This is a genomic window from Bradyrhizobium sp. CCBAU 25360, from assembly GCF_028128695.1.
Lineage (GTDB): Bacteria > Pseudomonadota > Alphaproteobacteria > Rhizobiales > Xanthobacteraceae > Bradyrhizobium > Bradyrhizobium ottawaense.
Genome location: NZ_LBJA01000001.1, coordinates 968,497 through 988,830 on the forward strand (window position 1 = coordinate 968,497; position 20,334 = coordinate 988,830).

Genomic DNA, 20,334 nt, shown 5'->3' on the forward strand with positions numbered 1-20,334 from the left:
GCGTGGTTTCTCGGGGCCGGCTCATCGGCCGCATCAGGAATACCGACGGGTTACGCGATGATCCGCGATTTCAAGGCGCAGATCTTTTGTCGCGAGACCGGCCTCTCGAAGCGAGAAATCGACACTGCCGATCCGGTGTGGATCGAAAGGATCGACGCATTCTTCGAGCGGACATCGATCCTGCCGCCAAATGGCGACCCAACCGAATATGCAGTCGCTTTCGAAGCAGTCTACCCGCAGTCCCGACACCGTCGGCAGTACATCAATGATGCGATTTCCAAGGGCACGCCCTGCTTCGGGCACAAGGTTCTCGGAAGCCTCATTGCCAGCGGAAAGGTCAATTGCGTTTTCACCACAAATTTCGACCCGCTGATTGAAGAGTCCGCTCTTTCGGCAAATGCCATTTTACCGACCGCCAACCAAGTTCGTCCAACCGTTGCTGCGATCGACTCTTCCGACCGCGCGATGCGTTGCCTGAACGAATCCGACTGGCCACTGGTCGCAAAACTTCATGGGGACTACCAGTCGGTCGCCATCAAGAATACGGGTTCAGAGCTCGAGGAGCAGGACATCCGAATGCGGCACGTGCTGGTAGAAGCCGGCAAGCGCTTTGGTATGGTATTTGTTGGGTATAGCGGACGAGATGCCTCGATCATGGAGGCGTTGAACTCCGTTCTCGCTTATCAATCGCCGTTTCCGAACGGCTTGTATTGGGTCGCCTCTTCGGCCTCGCGCCTGTTGCCGGGAGCGACTGAATTCCTGAACAAAGCGCAGCTTGCGGGCGTCGACGTTGCTATCGTCGAGTGCGCAACCTTCGATGAACTGACCGCAGACATGGTCAAAACGGTCGACCTTCCGACGATCTTGCTCGATCGGGTGATGCTAGGCCGCACCACGCCGCGGCTCGTGCCCGTGAAGTTACCGACCGTCGAAGCGCGTTCATTCCCCGTTTTGCGGTATTCTGCCCTTCTCATCGAAGCCATGCCACGCAGCGCCAGGCGAATGACGCTCGCGACACCCACGACGTCGGTCGCCGTCAGGGAGTTGCTCAGAGAAAAGAGCTGCAAGGCGACCATCGCGGCGAACGGGCGCGAACTAGCTGTCTTCGGTAGAGATGAGGATATTCTAGAAGCTCTGGCATCACTCGGCGCGAGGTCAGCGGGAGAGGTAGCCCTTGATCCCGTCGCCGATAGCTGGGCATTGGGACTTCTCTACGACGCGCTCGTAAAAGGCCTGGCGAGACGGCGGCCGCTTATTCCCAGGTACAGGCGCTCTGGTCATTCGATAGTCGTTGCGGCGCCGCGTGATGGAGAAGATCCAGAGCGCGCCCGCCAAAACGGGCTGGTGCTTAGGAGGTTGCGAGATGCCTACGGAAGTGCATTGACCGGGACCGTACCGGAGCTCGGATTTCCCTACCAGGAAGGCGTCTTCCTGAAGTTAGACCAAGTCGGTGGACGCTGGTGGTGCGGCTTCGAACCTTTCACTTTCGTGCAAGTTCCGAAGCAAATTCCTCACCTAAGCGACGGTCCGGACGATCCGAGCGCGGTAGACGCAGATCCAATCGACGCTCCTCAGAATCGCGGGGGCGATCCTGTAGGCGACTGGCGCCGGGAACGGTGGGCTCTGCGCTACAATAGAAACTGGGCAGGCATCATAGATGCCTGGGCGCAGCTTCTCACCAATGCCGGCGACAAGAATAAGCGTGCCTTCGGGCTTGAGGACGGCACAGGGGTCGACGCGGTGTTCGAAGTGGCACCGATCACCGGCTGGAGTCGGCCGGGCCATCACCACGTCTATTTCGATAGGACGAAGTGATGAGCAATCCTGCTTTTGTGACGAAGCTTCCGCCGTTCACACTTCTGGACGAACCTCTTCTGGCATTCTCGCCCTCCGACCCCACGCAGGTAGATGTCCACCCGCTCCGGGGCCTCGTAAATTTTGGTCCTTATTCGAAAGGATCGTTCGGAGGATACACGTCGCGCGTACGAATCGCGACAGTGGGTCCGGAGAGTGCTTTCAAGCGTCGCGGCGAGCTCATGGCCTCGCTCCGTCAAACCCATCGCCCTTCCGATCGCTCTGAATATGTACCGGAGTATCCAGGCTTCGAGAGGCTCTTCCAGGTCGCACTTGAGGCCGCACCACGTGACGCACACATCAGATGGCCCGATCTCCTGCACCTACTTCCAGGCGAGGGTGACCCGCAAGCTCGGCTTTTTCTTGCTATGGAGGCCGCGCTCCGACGGCTCGATACGGTGCGAAGCGAATTTGACGTCGTGCTCGTCCATTTCCCCGACGGTTGGAATCCAGCCACACGCGGCAAATTCTTCGATGCTCATGATGCGCTCAAGGCCCTTGGCGCGAAATACAATATCCCCACCCAGGTGCTCAACGATCGAGCGTTCACCTTCGCCCATAAGGCATCCCTTGCGTGGCGCCTGGCGACTGCCTTGTATGTGAAGGCGGCCGGCACACCCTGGAAGCTGGCACCGCTGAAAGGTGTACCAACAGATACCGCCTATATCGGGCTCGCTTATGCGCTCCGCGGCGATCAGCGAGACGCGCACTATGTGACGTGCTGCTCACAAGTTTTCGACATGGATGGCGGCGGCATGCAGTTCGTCGCGTTCGAGGCGCGCGACCCGGTCGCTGACGTTGCCGAGGCCCGTAGAAATCCGTTTCTGAGCCGTGACGACATGCGAGCGGTACTCGCTCGCAGTCTCGAGCTTTATCAAGGCCGGAATGGCGGCAACCTTCCTAAGCGGATGGTCATCCACAAGACTACCGCCTTTAAGGACGACGAAATCGAAGGGGCGTTCGATGCATTGTCCGGCGTACCGGAGATCGAGTGCATCGAAATCAGTTCGGCATCCTGCTGGCGTGGAGTTTGGTTGATCAAATCTGGCCAGCGGACCCCTCCCACGCGACCGTCGGGCTATCCCGTGCCCCGAGGAACGATGGTGGTGAGATCAGGCAACTCCGCGCTCATATGGGTGGCGGGAAATGCTCCCGAGGTCTCGACCAAGGGGGACTATTATCAGGGAAAGAAGAGCATTCCGCGCCCGCTGCAGCTCATCCGCCATGCCGGCAGTGGCCCTCTTGAGCTAAACGCTCATGAGGCGCTGGCGCTGACCAAGATGGATTGGAACAACGATGCACTCTATGACCCCGTACCGGTGAGCATCCGCTACTCCCAAAAGCTGGCAAGGACGATTGCGAACGTCGCGGACCTGCCGAGAAACGTCTATCCGTATCGCCTCTTCATGTGAGACCAATTAATGGGCCAGGAGAGCAGGTCGAAGAGCGCTTCCAGGATCAGCAGCGAAGGTGGCGTTAGTAGGCAGGCAGGGACACCAAATCGTATAATCACAATTGCGATTTTGCGTCGACGCCTGGAGTGAACTGCAGCGTCAGGATGTGTTTTTGCCGGAATCCGGCGCATTAAGGCGAATCAGATCGTAATTGGATCAATTTGCAGGCGTGTTCCACGTTTGGGCAGAAGCCGGCTGCTTTGGCAACAACGACAATGGCGCGGGCTTTGCGGCCGGTCGCCGCCTCGGGGGCGGCGGCATCACAGGTGGAGCAATGCTGGTCGTGATTTCGTGTCCATCCGACTTGCGAAGCCGAATCTCAATGCGGCGCCGCTCTTTGATGTTTGCAGGTATTCCCTGAATGGCAAGCGTCTCATCCGTATTCACGAGTTGCGCGCCGGAGAGTGGGATTAGCTTGTACTTTGAAAGCGGACTTTGCCTCAGCACGCTCACAACTGACACTGCACGAGCCAATCCCAATCCGGCATTATCTGCTGGAACGAGGCTGGCCACATTTGTTGTATTCTTAAGGACGGAAGTCAGATTCCAATCGAGATTGGACTGGCGCGCACCGAGCGGCTGCTCGTCCGTGTGACCGACCACCTCGATGACATCCACATCGTACTGATCGATCAATTTCTGAACGTCCGGCACTTTGTTGAGAAGCTTGTCTCGGAACTCTGGCGTGAGCTCAGCACTGCCGCTCTTGAAGAAATAACCCTCGGCCTCGCTCAAGCTGATCATCGGTGGCCATTGATGGCCAGACGGGCCGTTTCCTGGAGCACCGCGAGCAAGCGCATCAAGTATGGCTTGAGTGGACGCAGGCGGCTCGCCTGGTTTGACCATGGCGCGGTTGATGGTAGCAATCGTGTTCGCATCCCGGACCGCCTTATCGACATCGATGCCGTCTGCACGCAGCGCCTTGATTTCTGCAATCCGGTCGCGCACTTCCTTGAGTGACAACCCGGATTTTTGCAGTTCATCTGCGGTCGCGCGGCTGTCTACCAGCTCGCGCCAGTACTTATCGATGGCCTGCGGATCGCCAGTCCCCGCGAGAGTTTTCAGCTTTTCAACGAGGGTCTCGTTATTTCGAAGAGCTTCCAAGAGATCCTGGTTACGCTGATTGTCCACCGATAGTCGCTCGACTTTCCTGTCCGCCTCTTCCCGCTTCACTTGCTCTTTGCGCAAGAAGGCGGCCATCGCTATGAGCAGGCAGAAGACCAGAAGCAGCATGATCTCCGCCATTGTGAGCCCGAGCACGAGCCCTTGGCGATATGAAGAACTCTGCCGCGTGATTTGACCGTTTGTGACTGACACGTTGCCGCCTAGGTGTTGTGGCCCCGACCCCAGGGACCGGTGGCATATCGTTCTGCATTCTCAGCGCGGATTTCTTTCGTAAGTTCGTTCAGTGCCGCCGCAAGGGCCTGCGTCTGCCGAAGATTTTCATCAATTGCCTTTGCCTGCGTCTCGCTGCTCTTGCTGAACGAGTTGACCGCGCGCGTCAGGCCCTGGATCATCGGTGCGAGCTTTATCTCGATGACCTGTTCCGGCGTTTGCAGGGACGCCAGTTTGCCCACCACGGCATCGATGGCCTTGACCATGCTTGCCGTGCTCCTCGTCAATCGGTCTCCCTGGTCGGTCAACTGCTTCGAAACAGCCTCAAGGGTCCGCACCACCTGATTATTCATCATGTTGAGCGCCTCGCCCGAGCGTTTCGACGCATCCTCGAGGGGCTGGCGGGCCGCTACCGCGAAGCCCTGCATTTCGCCGGCTAGCCCTTTGCGTGTTTCTCCGAGGGCCTCCTTAACCTCGTCGAGGGCGTCGCTGATTGACTGTTGGGCCATTCTCCGGAAGTAGCCGAATTCAAGAACGGCGCTCTCCAGCTCGCGCTTCACGTTTCGGGAGGCCTGGGCCAGCTCCATCCGCGCTGTCGCCTCGACCTCGACCGGATCACGGCGCATCTGGTTGAAGAAAATGCGAAGCGCAATACCGGCGATGGTCGACGCAATCGCAATCCCGAAATTCTTGACGATCTGCTCGGCGGCCCCATCGGAGGAAAATTGGTAGAGGGAGACGGCGAGGCTGGTCAACGTAAACAGAAAACCCATGTAGTAGAGGTTATCGCCGGACTGATCATCCCGTAGGCGAAACAACCGCGCCATCCCGAGCACGAGCGCGTAGCCGATCATAATCAGGACCGGGACGGCCGTCACTTGCACAGCGCTGAAATCATGCATTTTCGAGAAAATGATGTAGGTGCTGCCGGCCAGCACCACCGCAAAGAACAGCAGGCCGCTCAGGAGACCCGGAGGTAGACCCTTGCTGGCACCTTTGGGAGCCATCTCTTTACGCTCCCTGCAGCCGTTTGATGAAGCCGACCATGCCGCGGTTGTCGGAAATCCACTCCTGCCAGAACTTCATGAGCTGGAGATCGTCAACCACCGGCTTTCCATTGATCTGCCGAGTCACCAGCTCAACAAAGATTGTCGCACCACGAAGGTCGGTTTGATACTTCAAGTAGGCGGCGGATTGCTTGTAGCGCAGGTACGACAGGTCTCCGGCCCGAGGATACTGACTGTAATCCCTTGTGGACTCGATCATGTCCGAGATCACGTAAAGCGTTTTCTTGACGTCTTGCCTGGCATTTCCGGCGAACTCGTCAATTGCAATTTGTTGGATCGCGCCCATGATCGGCGAGGCATTGGCTCTTGCGGGGCCAACACTGCTCTTTATCGCTTCGCTCACAGGTTTTCGGAAGTTCTCAACCCAGCGTTTCCTGGCCAGCTCGCGATTGTTTGTCCATTCACTCAGACTCGTCCCATCGCCGGGGTTACACTTAGAGAATATCGACCGGCTGCCCGGCCCTGCGATATTGAGCACGCGAACATCGAGCTTATGGAAGGGGGGCAGCGTGGTCGCGATTTCATCGAGCAAGCGCAGCACCTCGCGACGCGTAGTCTCGGGCAGCTCGTCGGAAGTGTCGACAAGCACGACTGTCACCCCCTGCGGGCCGTTCGCCGGGCAGAGGCTCTGCTCATCCAGGACCGGTTGCCTCTCCGCAAAAATGTAGAAATAAGCCAGCGCGCCGGCGCAGGAGAGCGCAAGCAGGAGAAGCACGACTCCGATCACTCCCGCCCAGCCAATGCCGGGCGCGGTGCGCTTCCGGGGACGGGGTCTAGCCATTCTTGTCCTCCGGGAAGAACTGGTCAATCTCGCGGTACGAGCGCATCGCTCGTTCGAATGCTTCGTTAATGGCCTTGATCTGCTCTTTAAGCAGCCCCTGAGTCTCCTCGATCATCTGACGGAGCCGCTCGCGTGCGGTGGAGTCCGGTTCGCCGGCAGCATAAATAATCCGCTCCATTGTAAATGGCTTATCGAAGTAGGCTGGGGCGGGTGTGGATCGCGCCTTGCGGTTGGCCTCGCGATAGATCCCGAGTAGCGCGCGGCCGGCCTGCTCAATCTGGCTCTGATGCTGCGTGAAGCGCTGACCGAGCCGGCTCCGGCCCAGAAGGATGGAGTCATAGTCGGCGCGACGCCTGGATAAGTCGCTCGACGCTGCATTCATTACATCGGTCGAATCCTGGCGAATGTCCCGAAGCCGCTCAATCAGCTCGCCCTTCAAATTGGTGAACTGCTGGCTGGCCTCGATCCAGCGGCGCTCCAATCCGGCATAGCCGATGTAGGGATCAAAGAACGTCAGGCCATCGGCCATGGCCACTAAAGAGAAGACCAGTCCGACGCTGATGAAGACCCAGGAGTTGACATCGGTGAGGTCGAACGGGGACGTGAGCAGACGGTACAGGACGTCCTGCCCGACGTCGCCTTCCAGACTGGGCCGCATCTCGCGGAGGTGCCCGAGCGTCAGGTTCAGCGCCGACGCGAACGCCAAGTAGGCAAGAAAGAACACCGCCCCGACAAACTTGAGCAGGACGTTTCGATGGAAAATCGGACGAATCAACACCAGCCCCCAGAGAAAGCTCGCGAGAATATTCAGCGCCGCAAAGGTAGCGGCTTGTATTGCAGCACCGATGTAGCCGCCGGTGTTGGACTTCGCGAGAAAACCGGCGTTGACCACAACCTCGACAACAAACAAAATCGCGAGCAAACCGATTTTCAGGATGACCTTGCCGGAACTTGCTAACCGCGCCGGTCGCTCTAGGCGATGCCGCTTCCGGAATGCCTCCCGTTCCAGCTCGGACTCATTGAGGCGGCGACGATGCGTGAACAACTCGTCCCGGCCCATGGTCGCCTCAGCCTCGAAATCGCCAACGGCTTCGGGCGCAGCCTGCTGGATAATGGCAAAACGCTCTTCGAAACTGAGGGCGGTCACCCGTTCATCATAGGTATGCAGGTGGTCCAAATAGATGGTATGCGAGTCCTGCTTATGGGCCTCGATTCTTTCGACTATCAGATGTTCGACGTCGTCCAAGGTCTGGGCATCGGAAGCCGGCCGGTTCTGCGAACCGCGCTCCTTGCCCAGGCTGGTCAGCTTCAGTTCGTCGGCAATCCGGTCCACGTTGAGATCCAGAAAGACCGTCGTCGCGGGCCGATAGTCATGTGTCGGCTGGTTGAGAAGTGCCCGCAGCCGCGCAATAGGGGAAAGCCGGAATTCAGAACGGTTCATCACTGGTCCGCAACTAGAGCTTCGACTTGCGGCAACCGGCCGCTTGGGCCTCGGCCTCGCTGCAGAACCAGCGGCGTGAGGAAGTCGGCTGCATGCTGAGCCGATCGTAGAAGCGGCCGCCTGGGAGGTGGTAGATGCACTGGGGCGCGCTGGTCAGATTCCCTTTGATCAGACAGTTGGAGGGGTGCGGCGCCTCGTCCGTTGGCGCATGCGCGATCAACGCGCGCTGTGCATTGGTAGGAACCGCAAGGGCGCCCAAGACAACGGTTGAAGGATTGCGGTGGCGCCAATCCCACGGAGCGATGAAGGCACCGCTCCAAAGGCCGCGCTTATGTTCGCGGGCAAAGTCCTCGTCAGCGACGAAATCCGTGGAGTAGCGACGAAAGTCCAACGCCCAGCCGTTCCGGACCAGCCACCGGGAAACATTCTCACCATTTACCGTGCAGAAGCCCAACGAGCGCCGGTAGACGTCCTGGCCGGACAACTGACAGTTCCATTCATGGTTGCTGCTGAACGCCTGAAGCCGCTCTTTCGCTTCTAAGCCGCAGTTCCAGTTCGTGCCCGCAGAATCGAGGCAGATTTGCTCCGTTTCGGGCGCGTCAACCCCGCTGAACCGAATCTTGGTCTGTCCGATATAAACGGTGTCGGCATCCACAATTTGCGGCAGTCCTCGAACCTCCGCCGCTAAGGCAGGGTTGAGGCCCAACAGGAGGGCGAGCGCGATAACCACCCGGCGCATCAACAGGAACCCTGTTTTCAACAATCCTCGATAGTTAACAGTCTATTACACCTACTGCGCGAATGGCGAGAGTCGTTTCGTCCCTTGCTCGTATGGTTAATGCGCGAGATTTACTGCTTGGCATCGGCAGGTCGGCTTGGCTGCTCGCTTTGTAGGTGACTGCACATGGTCCGGGTCGATGGTCCGCACCGGCCGGTAGGTCGAGGTGAATGGCCCGCACCGCGTGCCGGCAAGGGCAATCACGCGCATCCCAGAGGGAGCCTTCGTGCGAACCCATCCCTGTCGCCGCCGCGCTGAGGACTCCGGACGTCGAATTCTCCCGACCGGCCGCCATGGCAAAGCCGATAACCAAAGGGAGACCTTATATGACCAACACCATCAAAATCCGCAGCTTGAACGAAAGCTTTCGCCGGACACTCGTCTTCGCCGGCACGCCCTAGTTACACCCGGTGTCCCGCCTTCCGATCGAGCGCCAGGCCTTGCTGCTGGAAATGATACGCAAGTTTCGACGGCCCCCCATGCGATGGACAAAGTTCGGCTTTGTTAACATTACACATCCGGCAGTTGCCCGCGTCTTGCTCCGCACGCAGTACATCACTTAATCTGCTGACTTAATTAAGTTCGATGGATTTATTTCATGCGTATCCTGGCCACCGCACTGTTTCTGCTCCTCGCTGCACCCGCCTATGCACAAGCCCCGACGCCGGATTTCATAGCGTCGCAGCTCAACCGGCTTCTGAACGGTCGCATGCCGCTTCCGCCGCCGGGACAACGATTTCCCGGGCAGCCTCAGCAGACACAGCCGGGTACTTTCCGACGCTGAAGGACCAGATCGAACGCGCGGGCTTCAAGCCGGACAGAAAGCTGCAGAAATGTCTCAATTCAGGCTATCTGCGCGCGGAAGTCGAACCCTTTCTGGAGAAGCTCAGGCAGGGCGAAGTCTCGCTGGAAATGCCGCCACCAGCTCGGGACGCCGTCATCGAGGAAGCGCGCCGGATTCTCGCGGAAGCTGAGCGTCCGATCGAGACCAAGCAGATGCTGTCGATGCTGCGCAAGAAAGTGCGCCTCGGGCCTTCGGACCAAGATCAGTTCTTCTACGCCACCATGAACGAGGAGCGGCAGGAGTTCGTCCACTTGGTCGGCGCGGGCTGGTGGTTGCGCCGGCGAGCGTTCATGGGCCGGACGTTTCCGGCGGATCGTGAGACTCCGAGCTACCACGACATGGTAGACGACGAGATCATTGCAATCGTCCGACAGGCCAAATGCCCGATGATGCCAGACGACATCGTGGCCGGCCTTGCAAAGAGGCGGATCGCGATCGCGTCGTCCGATCCGATTGTATACTTGCGCCGCATGGCCATCAGAAGGCCCGAGGTCGTGAGATTTCACGGCAAAGGCTACTGGGATTCAGCAAGGCCATGGCAGCCGGCAGGGTACGTGCCGACGGCAAAAAAGCGGGCTGCTTGAGAGGTGCAGATGTCGAGAACCGCAATTGCCGCAATCATGCTTTCGCAGCTCGCTAGCGGCGCCGCCGAGTGGAGCGCTGTAGATCCCCGAATTTAGCGCGCTCCTCCTTCAACGCAGCGAGCCTATTCTGCAGATGCAGAGCACTTCTTGTCTGGGAAACCCCAATTGGGCGTTGCGCTCGCGCAACTGACGAGACTTATTGAGCCAACTGAGGGTCTGTGGCGTTCTGATCGCGGGCGCCAACGGCCTTCGGCAGTCCACCTCTGGCATCATTTCATTTCCGCCTTGACCTTATTGGTGCAGACATGCGACGGCCGTCAGCATCCAGGATGCGTGCCTCCCCAGCTTCGAAGCGACCCTGCTCGCCCTGGAATTCTTCGCAAGCAACCGTATAATCGGTTCGGCCGAACCAAGTAGCTTCAAGGGGCACGTCAAGGTGGTTAAACGTCTGTTCGCGATCCTGACCTATCTAATGGTCTTTGCTATGGAGGGGCTCGCAGCAGAGTTTCGCGTTGTAGAGCCTGGGCGAGTGGACGCTCTGCACAATGGCAGTATCGATGTAGATGTCGTTCTGACCAGCAATCTGAAAGACGATAACGAGGTTGTGTGCAATTTCTACTTGGAAGGACTTATTCTCCCGGGCGACTCGGCTAAGTTCCGAAATTTCGTGCAGGCATCGCGGTGGCGTAAATTCGATAGCCCTCGCCTATGCCTTCGATCTCCGGGGGGAGCCTACGATGAAGGCCTCGCTATTGCACGCTACTTAATGGATGAGGCGATCGGCACAGCTATAGAATCGGGAGCAGTCTGCGGTTCTGCCTGCGCTCTTATTTTTATGGCAGGATCAGCGCCATGGAAAGGACAACTCAATCGATTTTTGCACGTTAACGGAGTGCTTGCGTTCCACGCTCCTTATCTTGATGCTTCAAAAATGGGCCCCAAAAACTATTCTGGTGCCGACGTTGCTGGATCATTTTCTCAGAGTGTGCAAGCAGTCAATGGCTTGATTAAACTCGGCAAAGATCGCGTACCGCATTTCTTTGATACTCAACTTCTCTCTGAGATGTTGGATCGTGGTCCCAATGAAGTGTTTGCGATCGATACTGTATCGAAGGCGATCAGGTATCGGGTTGCTCTTTATGGTGCGCATGCACCAAAGATGTCACCCCAGGTACTAGTCAACGCCTGCATCAATTATTTTTATGACGGAAACCTTGAACTCACCCCTCAAGAGCTGAGCCGCATCAAATCAACGACAATGAAACGCTTCCCTCAGGGTCTGCGCGCAGAATTCGATGTCGCCCCAAGAGGAGGATCGTGCGTCATTGATGTGGTGATGGGTGGTGGCGTGGCAAACCGATGGGCGTTCTATCCGAATTATCCTGGCGCTGGAGGCTTCGACGGACCGACGGGCATTACTCTTGCATATTGGTACTTGTTCCCGCCGTCGACGCCGATCGCTTCGATTCCCCGGCTGATGCAGTAGTGGGGCCAGCTCGGAGCAGCCCAAGGTGGCCTGCACTGCGTCGCACGGCTTGTGGTGCGCGCGTCCTTGAGTGGTCGAGAAGAAACTGGCGCTTGGTGGAAGCGTGTGTGATCCTCGCTCAATACTGGATGACCCGGATCGCATAGATTAAGCCCGGTTCCCTGCGGCTGTATCCAATGTATTTGACAGTAGCTACATTGCCACCGAACTGGCTAGCTGCCGCTCCCATATACTCAACTGGCTTGACGCAGATCCAATGAGCCAAATGCACGCTGATCTCATCTAGTGCGATCTGTTTGTAGCTGGCTTGACTAAGCCACGGGCCACCTATCAGCGTTTGGTTAGGGCCGCAATCCTAGATGATGGCAGCATACATTGCCTCTGCCTTCATCAGCTTGCCGTTCTCTGGCTTGTTCGGCTTGCTGCTTCTTGATTGCATCCAGGTCGTCGCGGTTCCAATCCACATCCCTGGTCCATCCCGTACTGGCGCTTTGCTGGGTCGACTGCATGTAACGGGTCATGCAACTGCCCACGAGTGAATTTTCTCGTTAGGACCAACGGTAACAATGATCTTGGCTGCCGCTATGGCACAGGATCCCTTCCGCAAAAGCAGTGGCGCTCGGGTTCAGATCACGTGCTGGACCTTGACGCCTACACGCCTACACAGCGTTGCTGCACCAAGTTTCGCATTGGCTGCAAGATGTCGCGGTACACGGCGCGATCATCCAAGAGTTTCTCCCGTTGCTCAATCGGGAACATGACGTAAACGCTGATGGTGCGAGCTGTGCAATCACCTGCTTGATTTCGGCCTGTGCCCAAGCGGTGGAGGCAAGGAGTAACGGAACCAGCCCAAATGATCGCCACATCACTTCTCTCCTGTGCAGTGCATTTATAGCAGGCTGAAGAAGTCTTCTACGAGCGCGCGATGAATCACATCAATTCATCCGACTTCTCGGATCGGCTCTAACGGAAGGACGTTTTGGCCTGAGAGGCCGGACCAGCCCTATCCGCGCTTCCTACTCAGGGCAGCCTCGGACCAAACCTGTCGGATCCCATCCTAGAGCCATAGCTGCGAGTTGTCGGTCAGAACCACTCGCGCTTAGTGCTTGGGTCGCCTTTTGCCGATCATGGGGCGATCTCTTCGGATCGTTCGCGACAAAACGCAAAAAGTTCGTTCCAACCCCATCTTCGGGTGGCGCGTTCTTTGGAGCCACACACGGCTTGCCCGTGGGATTGTTGTTGGGATTATTGTTATAGTTCTGAGCCAATACTGGCGCGGCGATTACTGCCCCCAGGGCAGCAGCGATGAGAAGTTTTTTCATTGTGATTGCTCCTGTGTGCCGATCGCAATTTCAAGATGTCGCGTAGCGAGGTGCTCACTTAATCCCCACTCCAAAAAAACGGCGCTGTGAGCTGCCCCGGTTCGGTTGCCGCCAGAGCAGCCAAGCGGCCTCGGCGGAGCCACGCTGGTCTGGTCCACCGATGATCAAGCCGGAAATACGACCCCCTTTGCGGGTTGCTCGGATAGGCCATCGATCACACCCAAGTGGCCTCAAAGAAAGCCTTAAATCACGTTGCGTCTGACTGAGACTCTCAAGAGTCCACACAGCCTAAGGTAAATCGCAAACCTTGCAGTTGATGGCAACTAACACCCAGCCACTGTTCCGCTTTTCGTAAATCATCACAACCCTCTGCGTCGTGCCGAGTGGTGTACCATCTGCGAAAATGAAATCGGCATCCAAGAATGCTTGGTAAACCGGAATGCCCATGGGCTTGATGTCCTGGCTATCGACGAACGTTGCCGATCTAGCCTTGAGCGATTGCCCCATCGCTCGGATGGTCCGAGTGGTAAGATCGGATACAACGGCTGAATTCGAAGGAGGACAGTCAAACATACACCAAGCAGATGCAACGGTCGGCATAGAGAGACCTGCGAAGAGCAGGATCAACTTGAAAACTGTTTTCCTCTGAATCATTTGATGATCCTCGACGTTTACTGTGGTTATCTCCCACCGAAATACATCAGCTGGACCAAAAGTCCGTAGCTGCTCGCCTAGGACGCAAGAGCCTACTTGGTTATTTGGTCGGCATTTTCATCTGAGTAGAATGCCTTCGCTGCAATAGCGCCTCCGGCGCAATTAACGCCAGGAAGGCGACAAATCGTTCCTGGCAAAGAGATTACGGTACGTGTCCAGACCGGAAGGCATTTTATCTCGCAATTGGCTTCGGTCAAAAGAATGCCGGTGAACTTTTGGCGTCACAATCTTTCGTGCCACAGAAACTCGCCGTTTCAAAACTCGACAGTTGTCCGGCGTATTTCCTCAGTTTCTTCATCGGTTGAACACTCTCGGTTTGACGATGCAGCGCGGCTCGCACAGTGACCATTGTCATAACCGTTCAGAACTGCGGCGACTCGCCCGTTTATCGGTCGGTAAGTATCCGAACCCTGGCCTGACTTTTTGCCTGATCGACGCCAGAGCGACTGAAGCATTGGTGAATTATATCACTTCGAAGCGAGGAACATAGCAACAGCAGTCAATCCGCCGACTCCGCTCTGGTTTTCCGTGTAAGCCATCTTGACCCATCTACGGTCATCGACTGCATGACGGCACAGCTAATGTCTCGCCATGCCAGCCGCGCACGGCACCGTCTACTGTCTTGGCCCACCAAAGGTTTCGGCCCGATGCACGATGTAGTACTACTGAGTCAGGTGGTCGCAGGAATTGAGGCTGAGAATCAAGTAATTGTTTAGATTCAATCTTTTGGCAGGCGGAGGGCCAGATGGATCTCGATCAGAGTGAAGCACGGTTCGCGTGGGAGCTTGGGAGCGTGCTCGGTCACGCGGAGCGGCTGAGGCCGTTGCGCGACTATTGCACGGGTCTGATGTTGCCCGGTGAACGCAAGAGCGTCGAACCGATGGCGGCGCGCACGGCGCCAGCCCGGACGGCGGCACAGCATCAGTCGTTACTGCACTTTGTCGCCAATGCGACGTGGTCGGACGAGGATGTGCTGGCCAAGGTGCGAGCGACGGTGTTGCCGGCGATCGAGACCAACGGACCCATCGAGGCCTGGATCATCGACGACACCTCGTTCCCCAAGCAAGGCAAGCATTCGGTCGGCGTGCATCACCAATATTGCGGGCAACTCGGCAAGCAGGCCAATTGCCAGGTCGCGGTATCGCTGTCGATCGCCAATCACTCAGCGAGCCTGCCGGTCGCCTACCGACTGTATCTGCCGCAGGAATGGACCAGGGACCGTGCCCGGCGGAAGAAGGCGGGCGTTCCGAAGGAGATCAAGTTCAAGACCAAGCCGGAGATCGCGCTGGAGCAGATCCGATGGGCGTGCGAGGCCGGCCTGCCGCGAGGCACCGCTTTGATGGACGCGGCCTATGGCAGGGACTCGCGGTTGCGCAACGGCATGACGGAATTGGGCGTGCTTTACGCGGCCGCTAGCACGTCGGACATATTGATGTGGCAGCCCGGCACCGGCCCGCGGCGCATGGACAAGCCGCTGAACAATACCGGCCGACGCGACGAGCCCGATCTGGTCTCGGCCAAGAAAGTGGCGCTCGGTCTGCCGAAGCAGGCTTGGCAGACGGTGGCGTGGCGGGAAGGCTCGGCCGAGCATTTGGCCTCGCGCTTTGCGCGCGTGCGCGTCCTTGTCGGGTCACCTAAAATGATCCCCGAGAAATTGTCGCTCGAATGGCTGTTGATCGAATGGCCACAAGGCGAAGCGGAGCCGACCAGATACTGGCTCTAGACGCTGCCGGAGACGATCGGCTTCGAGCAGCTCGTCGATTTGGCCAAGCTGCGCTGGCGCATCGAGCGCGACTATCAGGAGCTGAAGCAGGAGGTCGGGCTTGGCCACTACGAGGGGCGCGGCTGGCGCGGCTTCCATCATCACGCAACCCTGTGCATAGCGGCTTACGGATTCCTCATCGCCGAGCGGGCGACGATTCCCCCCTCAGGACCTCGTTCCACCGCGCCAGTCCAGGTCCCTCCGTTACCCGACAATTACCGACCCAGAGGCTCCGCCCTCGCGGCCTGAACGCCACGTCCCGAACTCGATCGCAACCTTGCGCGATCGCCTCATCAAAGGGCTCATCAAAACTCTGCCGCGATGCCCTTGTTGCGGCGGCACCGTCGCATCACGCATGCGCCGGCGGCCATGACGCAGTAAGAGTAGGCCGCGCTGCAATGCAACGGAGGGGATGGAGCTCTCGTCCGACACAAGGTGGGCATCATGTGAAGCTTGCCGCACAGCGCAGCCGCCTTGAATGCTGCTGGCAGATTGCAACACTTCACTTCGAGAGTTAGAATAGTACTTTCTCGTGCGTGTGGAAGCTGCTGCCGTAGCCGACGCATCTTTCGAGCCCAGCAATGAGAGCTACAAGATTGTTGAGTTTATCGAACTCGCGACGATTCCTTCGTGACCTCAGCATAAACCGCCGATTGTAAGTGCCGGTGCTAGAACTCCGCTTTTTTCAAATGACGGCCGCTTCGAGAGTCACGAACTAGGAGCCTGAGCGAACGATCAACGCGGCAAGAGGGTACTTTCCCGCTCGCCCTGCTCGCGTTTTACTTCGTTGTTAGATGATTGCTCTTGTGCTGCAGAAGACGAGGTCGAGACTGGAGCGTAACATGCCGAGAGCCACATCTCTGATTGGCGCGGCGGTCTACTCGTCTTGAACATCCTCGCTTGTGCGGCGCTAGACATGAATGTCGCTGTCAACAAATCCGAGAAGCACACATACGTGAACAGGGGGCGCAATACGCCCCGGCGACGATGCGAAGTTCAGGCAACTCATTCTTCCTTATCTCCGGTCCGGTCATCTGATTTGGCAAGTGAATATAATCAGCCGTGGAGGTGACGTGCGGGCAGCGATGAGCATCGGCGATCAGATAGTCAGCTTCAGACACGAACGGTCACTGCATATAACGAGCGAGTTATCATCGATAACCGGAAAGTCGCCACAGGGAGAACTACTTGTATCATCAGCGTTTACGTCAGTCTGGGGCGGCGGATCCTGGGCTGAGGATGAGGGTTGCCTCGAAGACCATTCCAGGTGCCACGTCGACCACTCCTGAGCCCGTTGGCAAGAAGCACCAATCGGCCAGCACTTTTGCTACGGTATCGGGCCCCTGAGTGAAGCCTGGTACGAGGAGGAGTTGTTAGGCTCGCTCGTTAAGGTCGGCTGTTCGAAAGGAGACGCCAGCAGCGGTTTGAACGTTGAACTCGGACAACCGCAGCGGTATCGTGTGGATCGCAAATCTTGCTATTTCAAGCGCACCAGACCTCACTGTCGCATTGTCTGTGCATTCTATTCGCAGTTCTTTGCGCAATTTATGAGAAGGACCGATGCAGCAACTTCGTCTGTTCATCGCAGGTCTGTTGATTGTCTTCTCTTCATCGATTGTCAGCGCTGAGACGAGAGTTGCCCCTGTCATCGGCAACTCAAAATATTTGAAAGCCTCTCGTCTGATCAACCCTGTCAACGACGCGGCAGACATCGAGGCGTCTCTGAAGCGTCTGGGGTTTTCAGTGTCAACTGTTTTGGATGCAAACTACGACGCGATGAGGCGTGCTGTCGGTGAGTTCACCAGGCGAGCGCGGGGCGCAGAATACGCTCTCTTGTTCTACTCCGGTCACGGTATGGAGATTGGGGGCGAAAACTGGCTGATTCCCGTCGATGCCGAACTACAGGCCGACACCGACGCGGAAACCCAGGCTATAAACATGAAAACCGCCATGTTGGCGGTTAGCAGTTCAAAGACGCTCGGACTCGTTATCTTGGATGCGTGCCGCAACAATCCGTTCCTTGCGCGCATGGAGCGAACCAACCGAACTCGTGCCGTGCAGCCCGGATTTGCTCACGTAGAGCCGGGCGACAACATCGTGGTAATCTTCGCGGCCAAGGACGGCACACCGCTCTTGATGGCTCTGGTCGCAACAGCCCGTTCTCGGAGGCCCTCATCCGCAACATCGAAACGCCAGGACTGGAGATTACGCAGCTGTTCAGGGTAGTGCGTGACGACGTCATGCAAGCCACAGGACGGAAACAGCAGCCTTTCGTCTACGGCACTCTCTCCAAGCAACTTGTCTATTTCAAGCCACCGGCGGCCGAACCTTCGCAAGACGAGCTGCGCTGGCAACTGTTAACGCAGGCCGCGGCCTCGCAGGAGTTTAACGAAAACACACCGACGCGCGTGAAGCATACCTTGGAACTGAAGGCGGTGGAGCAGTTCATTCGTGACTACCCCAACAGCAAGCTAACTCCTGTGGCGCTGGGCCGGATTCGCGCCTTAAAGAAACTGATAACCGAAGACCCGCCCACTCCAGATACGACACAAGATGAGGCCGCCTGGCAGCATCTTCAGGAGACGAGATCTGGAAGGCTTTTCGCGGCGTTGAGTTTGCCTGAGCGACTCCGGGCGGAACAGACGGGATTGGAAGAATTCAGGAAACAATACCCTAACAGCCGCCACGACAAGGAGGCGGCAGCTCGCTTGGCAGAATTGAGGGGCGCAATGGAGCAGAATCCATTGCCGGACTCGGAAGAGGAACATGCGTGGCGGGTTCTGAACGAAATCGAGGCTGGAACGCTATTCAAGAATATGGGAGACCAGCAACGCTTAGTGTTGGAAGCAAGCTCGCTCGAAGAGTTCCTCAAGCATTGGCCAAACAGCACTCATTCGTCTGATGCGCGCGTCCGACTTCAAAGATTAGAACAGAAGCTGGCTGGCAAACTGAATTCGGCAACTCAGAGCGGTGGGGCGGCCCAAAAGGGTGCCGACGACGCTTTCGTTTCGAATCTTTTGGGGCGTCCGGCCGGATCGCTGCGTCCGGACGAGCGGAGGCGTCTCGCTGCACTGGCCGAACATCGGCCCAACCTCGAGTTGGACATCCCTTTTGAATATAACTCCGCTATCATCTCTGCTAGAGCTCTCCCCGTACTTCGCGCCCTCGGACGAGTCCTCGGCGGCGAAAACTTCAGGCGGGCTTCATTGCTCGTTGCTGGACATGCCGACGCTTCGGGTGCAACAGAGTACAACCACGAACTCTCGCAGCGTCGAGCCGAGGCAGTCAAGAAATTCCTCGTTGACGAGAGCAAACTGACTCCAAGCAAACTCATTGCCTGCGGATTTGGGCAGGGCTACCCCAAAAACAAGAAAAATCCGCGAGCTGATGAAAATCGTCGAGTACAGGTAGTGAATTTCAGCGGATTCTGACTTCGAGAAATGAAACCGCGCCGATTGGGTGACTTTTGGACGCCGAGATTCTGGACGCACAGGCGACAGCGACGGCGGCATGACCTGCCACTGCGTATTTCCTCCAGAAGGAGTTAGAGTCCGGCCCGAAGAGGGACGGACAGATGAAGCGAGCAAGGTTCACGGAAGAGCAGATTATCGCGGTATTGAAGGAGCATGAGGCTGGGGCGAAGACAGCCGACCTGGCTCGCAAGCACGGTGTTTCCGAGGCGACGATCTACAATTGGAAGGCCAAATTCGGCGGCATGGACGTTTCCGAAGCGAAGCGGCTGAGGGCCTTGGAAGAGGAGAACGCGAAGCTGAAGAAGCTTCTGGCCGAGCAGATGCTCGATGCGGCCGCACTTCGCGAGCTCCTTTCAAAAAAATGGTAGGGCCCGCCGCCAAGCGCGCTGCAATCGCGCATCTGCAGGCCGTCATGAGCCTGTCGGAACGGCGGGCCTGCTCGATTGTGGGGGCGGATCGGAAGATGATCCGCTATCGCTCCAGCCGCCCGCCGGACGCAGTTCTGCGTGGCCGATTGCGCGATCTCGCCAACGAGCGGCGGCGTTTCGGCTATCGCCGGTTGTTCGTCTTGCTGCGGCGGGAGGGCGAGCCATCGGGGATCAACCGGATCTACCGGCTTTACCGCGAGGAAGGGCTCACCGTCCGCAAACGGCGGGCTCGCCGCAAGGCCGTGGGGACCCGTGCCCCGATCCTGGTCGAGGCGAGGCCGAACGCGCGCTGGTCGCTGGACTTCGTCCACGACCAGTTCGCCAATGGCCGACGCTTCCGCATCCTCAACATCGTCGACGACGTCACCAAGGAATGCCTGGGCGCCATTCCGGAGACGTCGATCTCGGGGCGGCGCGTGGCCCGCGAACTGACGGCAATCGTCCAGCGACGCGGCAAGCCAGGAATAATCGTGTCCGACCATGGCACCGAATTCACCTGCAACGCCATGCTCGCTTGGTGCAAGGACGCAGCCATCGATTGGCACTTCATTGCGCCGGGAAAGCCGATGCAGAACGGCTTCGTCGAGAGTTTCAATGGCCGGATGCGCGATGAGCTACTCAACGAGACCCTGTTCTTCGATCTCGATGACGCCCGCGCCAAGATCGCCAACTGGGTCGCCGACTACAATCTCCAGCGTCCCCACTCGTCGCTGAAATACCTGACCCCCGCGGCCTACGCCGCCCACCTCACCGCAACGGACGATCGGCTGCGCAACCCCGACCAGCTCCGCCGATCGTCCGTTGCTCCATCCGCGCCACTTGGCGCACAAAACCCCGAGACTCTAACTGCCGCTGGATGAAAATGCAGTGGCAGGTCAGGCAAGGTCAAAGGTCAGCAGAACCCTCGGCATACAATAAGCATCTGACTTACAGGGCTTTGCGGTATGCTGGCGATGGTGTGACGGTTTCGGCCAAATATATATAGAACTAATCTTCTTTCCGACGTGGTCG

Annotated in this window: 13 protein-coding genes and 2 pseudogenes; 8 read left to right on the forward strand and 7 right to left on the reverse strand. The window is 57.8% G+C overall.

What is annotated here, in order from left to right; all coding sequences use genetic code 11:
- The first annotated feature begins 57 nt into the window (after positions 1–57).
- Together XH81_RS04160 and XH81_RS04165 are read left to right on the forward strand one after the other, a co-directional pair.
- Complete coding sequence (locus XH81_RS04160) at positions 58–1,815, forward strand: SIR2 family protein (protein WP_271595884.1); 1,758 nt, start codon at positions 58–60, stop codon at positions 1,813–1,815.
- The gene (locus XH81_RS04165; RefSeq protein ID WP_271595885.1) at positions 1,815–3,266 is read left to right on the forward strand and encodes an argonaute/piwi family protein; all 1,452 of its coding nucleotides are present in this window, start codon (positions 1,815–1,817) and stop codon (positions 3,264–3,266) included. Before XH81_RS04160 ends, XH81_RS04165 begins: the two co-directional genes overlap by 1 nt.
- A 198-nt stretch (positions 3,267–3,464) precedes the next feature.
- On the opposite strand, the gene XH81_RS04170 is transcribed toward XH81_RS04165, so the two are convergent.
- From XH81_RS04170 to XH81_RS04190, 5 genes are all read right to left on the reverse strand, one after another.
- A complete protein-coding gene (locus tag XH81_RS04170; RefSeq protein ID WP_271595886.1) occupies positions 3,465–4,541 on the reverse strand; it encodes a hypothetical protein in 1,077 nt (358 codons plus the stop codon).
- A gap of 92 nt (positions 4,542–4,633) precedes the next feature.
- Entirely contained in the window at positions 4,634–5,650 is a 1,017-nt protein-coding gene (locus XH81_RS04175; protein ID WP_271595887.1) for a hypothetical protein, read from the reverse strand.
- Between the two features lie 4 nt (positions 5,651–5,654).
- Positions 5,655–6,491, reverse strand: coding sequence for a hypothetical protein (locus XH81_RS04180; RefSeq protein WP_271595888.1), 837 nt, complete (start codon positions 6,489–6,491; stop codon positions 5,655–5,657).
- Positions 6,484–7,932 carry a hypothetical protein gene (locus XH81_RS04185; RefSeq protein WP_271595889.1) on the reverse strand — a complete coding sequence of 483 codons (1,449 nt, stop codon included), beginning with the start codon at positions 7,930–7,932 and terminating at the stop codon, positions 6,484–6,486. The genes XH81_RS04180 and XH81_RS04185 overlap by 8 nt, the downstream gene beginning before the upstream one ends.
- Before the next feature lie 13 nt (positions 7,933–7,945).
- Positions 7,946–8,692: a thermonuclease family protein gene (locus tag XH81_RS04190; protein ID WP_271595890.1), complete on the reverse strand. Its 747-nt coding sequence runs from the start codon at positions 8,690–8,692 to the stop codon at positions 7,946–7,948.
- A gap of 603 nt (positions 8,693–9,295) precedes the next feature.
- Between XH81_RS04190 and XH81_RS04195 the strand changes: the two genes are divergently transcribed.
- A complete protein-coding gene (locus tag XH81_RS04195; protein WP_271595891.1) occupies positions 9,296–10,138 on the forward strand; it encodes a hypothetical protein in 843 nt (280 codons plus the stop codon).
- A gap of 436 nt (positions 10,139–10,574) precedes the next feature.
- Positions 10,575–11,624 carry a hypothetical protein gene (locus XH81_RS04200; protein WP_271595892.1) on the forward strand — a complete coding sequence of 350 codons (1,050 nt, stop codon included), beginning with the start codon at positions 10,575–10,577 and terminating at the stop codon, positions 11,622–11,624.
- Between the two features lie 1,016 nt (positions 11,625–12,640).
- Here XH81_RS04200 and XH81_RS04205 read toward each other — a convergent pair.
- A complete protein-coding gene (locus XH81_RS04205; RefSeq protein ID WP_271595893.1) occupies positions 12,641–12,946 on the reverse strand; it encodes a hypothetical protein in 306 nt (101 codons plus the stop codon).
- Positions 12,947–13,234: 288 nt separating this feature from the next.
- On the reverse strand, positions 13,235–13,600 hold the full coding sequence (locus XH81_RS04210) for a hypothetical protein (RefSeq protein WP_271595894.1): 366 nt from the start codon (positions 13,598–13,600) through the stop codon (positions 13,235–13,237).
- A gap of 805 nt (positions 13,601–14,405) precedes the next feature.
- Between XH81_RS04210 and XH81_RS04215 the strand changes: the two are divergent.
- From XH81_RS04215 to XH81_RS04230, 4 genes and pseudogenes are all read left to right on the forward strand, one after another.
- Positions 14,406–15,671, forward strand: a pseudogene (locus XH81_RS04215) (IS701 family transposase).
- A 1,311-nt stretch (positions 15,672–16,982) separates the two neighbouring features.
- A pseudogene (locus XH81_RS04220) lies at positions 16,983–17,662 on the forward strand (caspase family protein); the annotation flags it as partial.
- Positions 17,663–18,853 (forward strand): OmpA family protein, encoded by a 1,191-nt coding sequence (locus XH81_RS04225; protein ID WP_271595896.1) that lies wholly within the window; start codon positions 17,663–17,665, stop codon positions 18,851–18,853. It abuts the pseudogene before it with no gap.
- 143 nt (positions 18,854–18,996) lie between these two features.
- A protein-coding gene (locus tag XH81_RS04230) for an IS3 family transposase (RefSeq protein WP_271595897.1) occupies positions 18,997–20,183 on the forward strand; the annotation gives its coding sequence in 2 pieces (ribosomal slippage) (positions 18,997–19,249 and positions 19,249–20,183; 1,188 coding nt in all).
- Positions 20,184–20,334 lie beyond the last annotated feature (151 nt).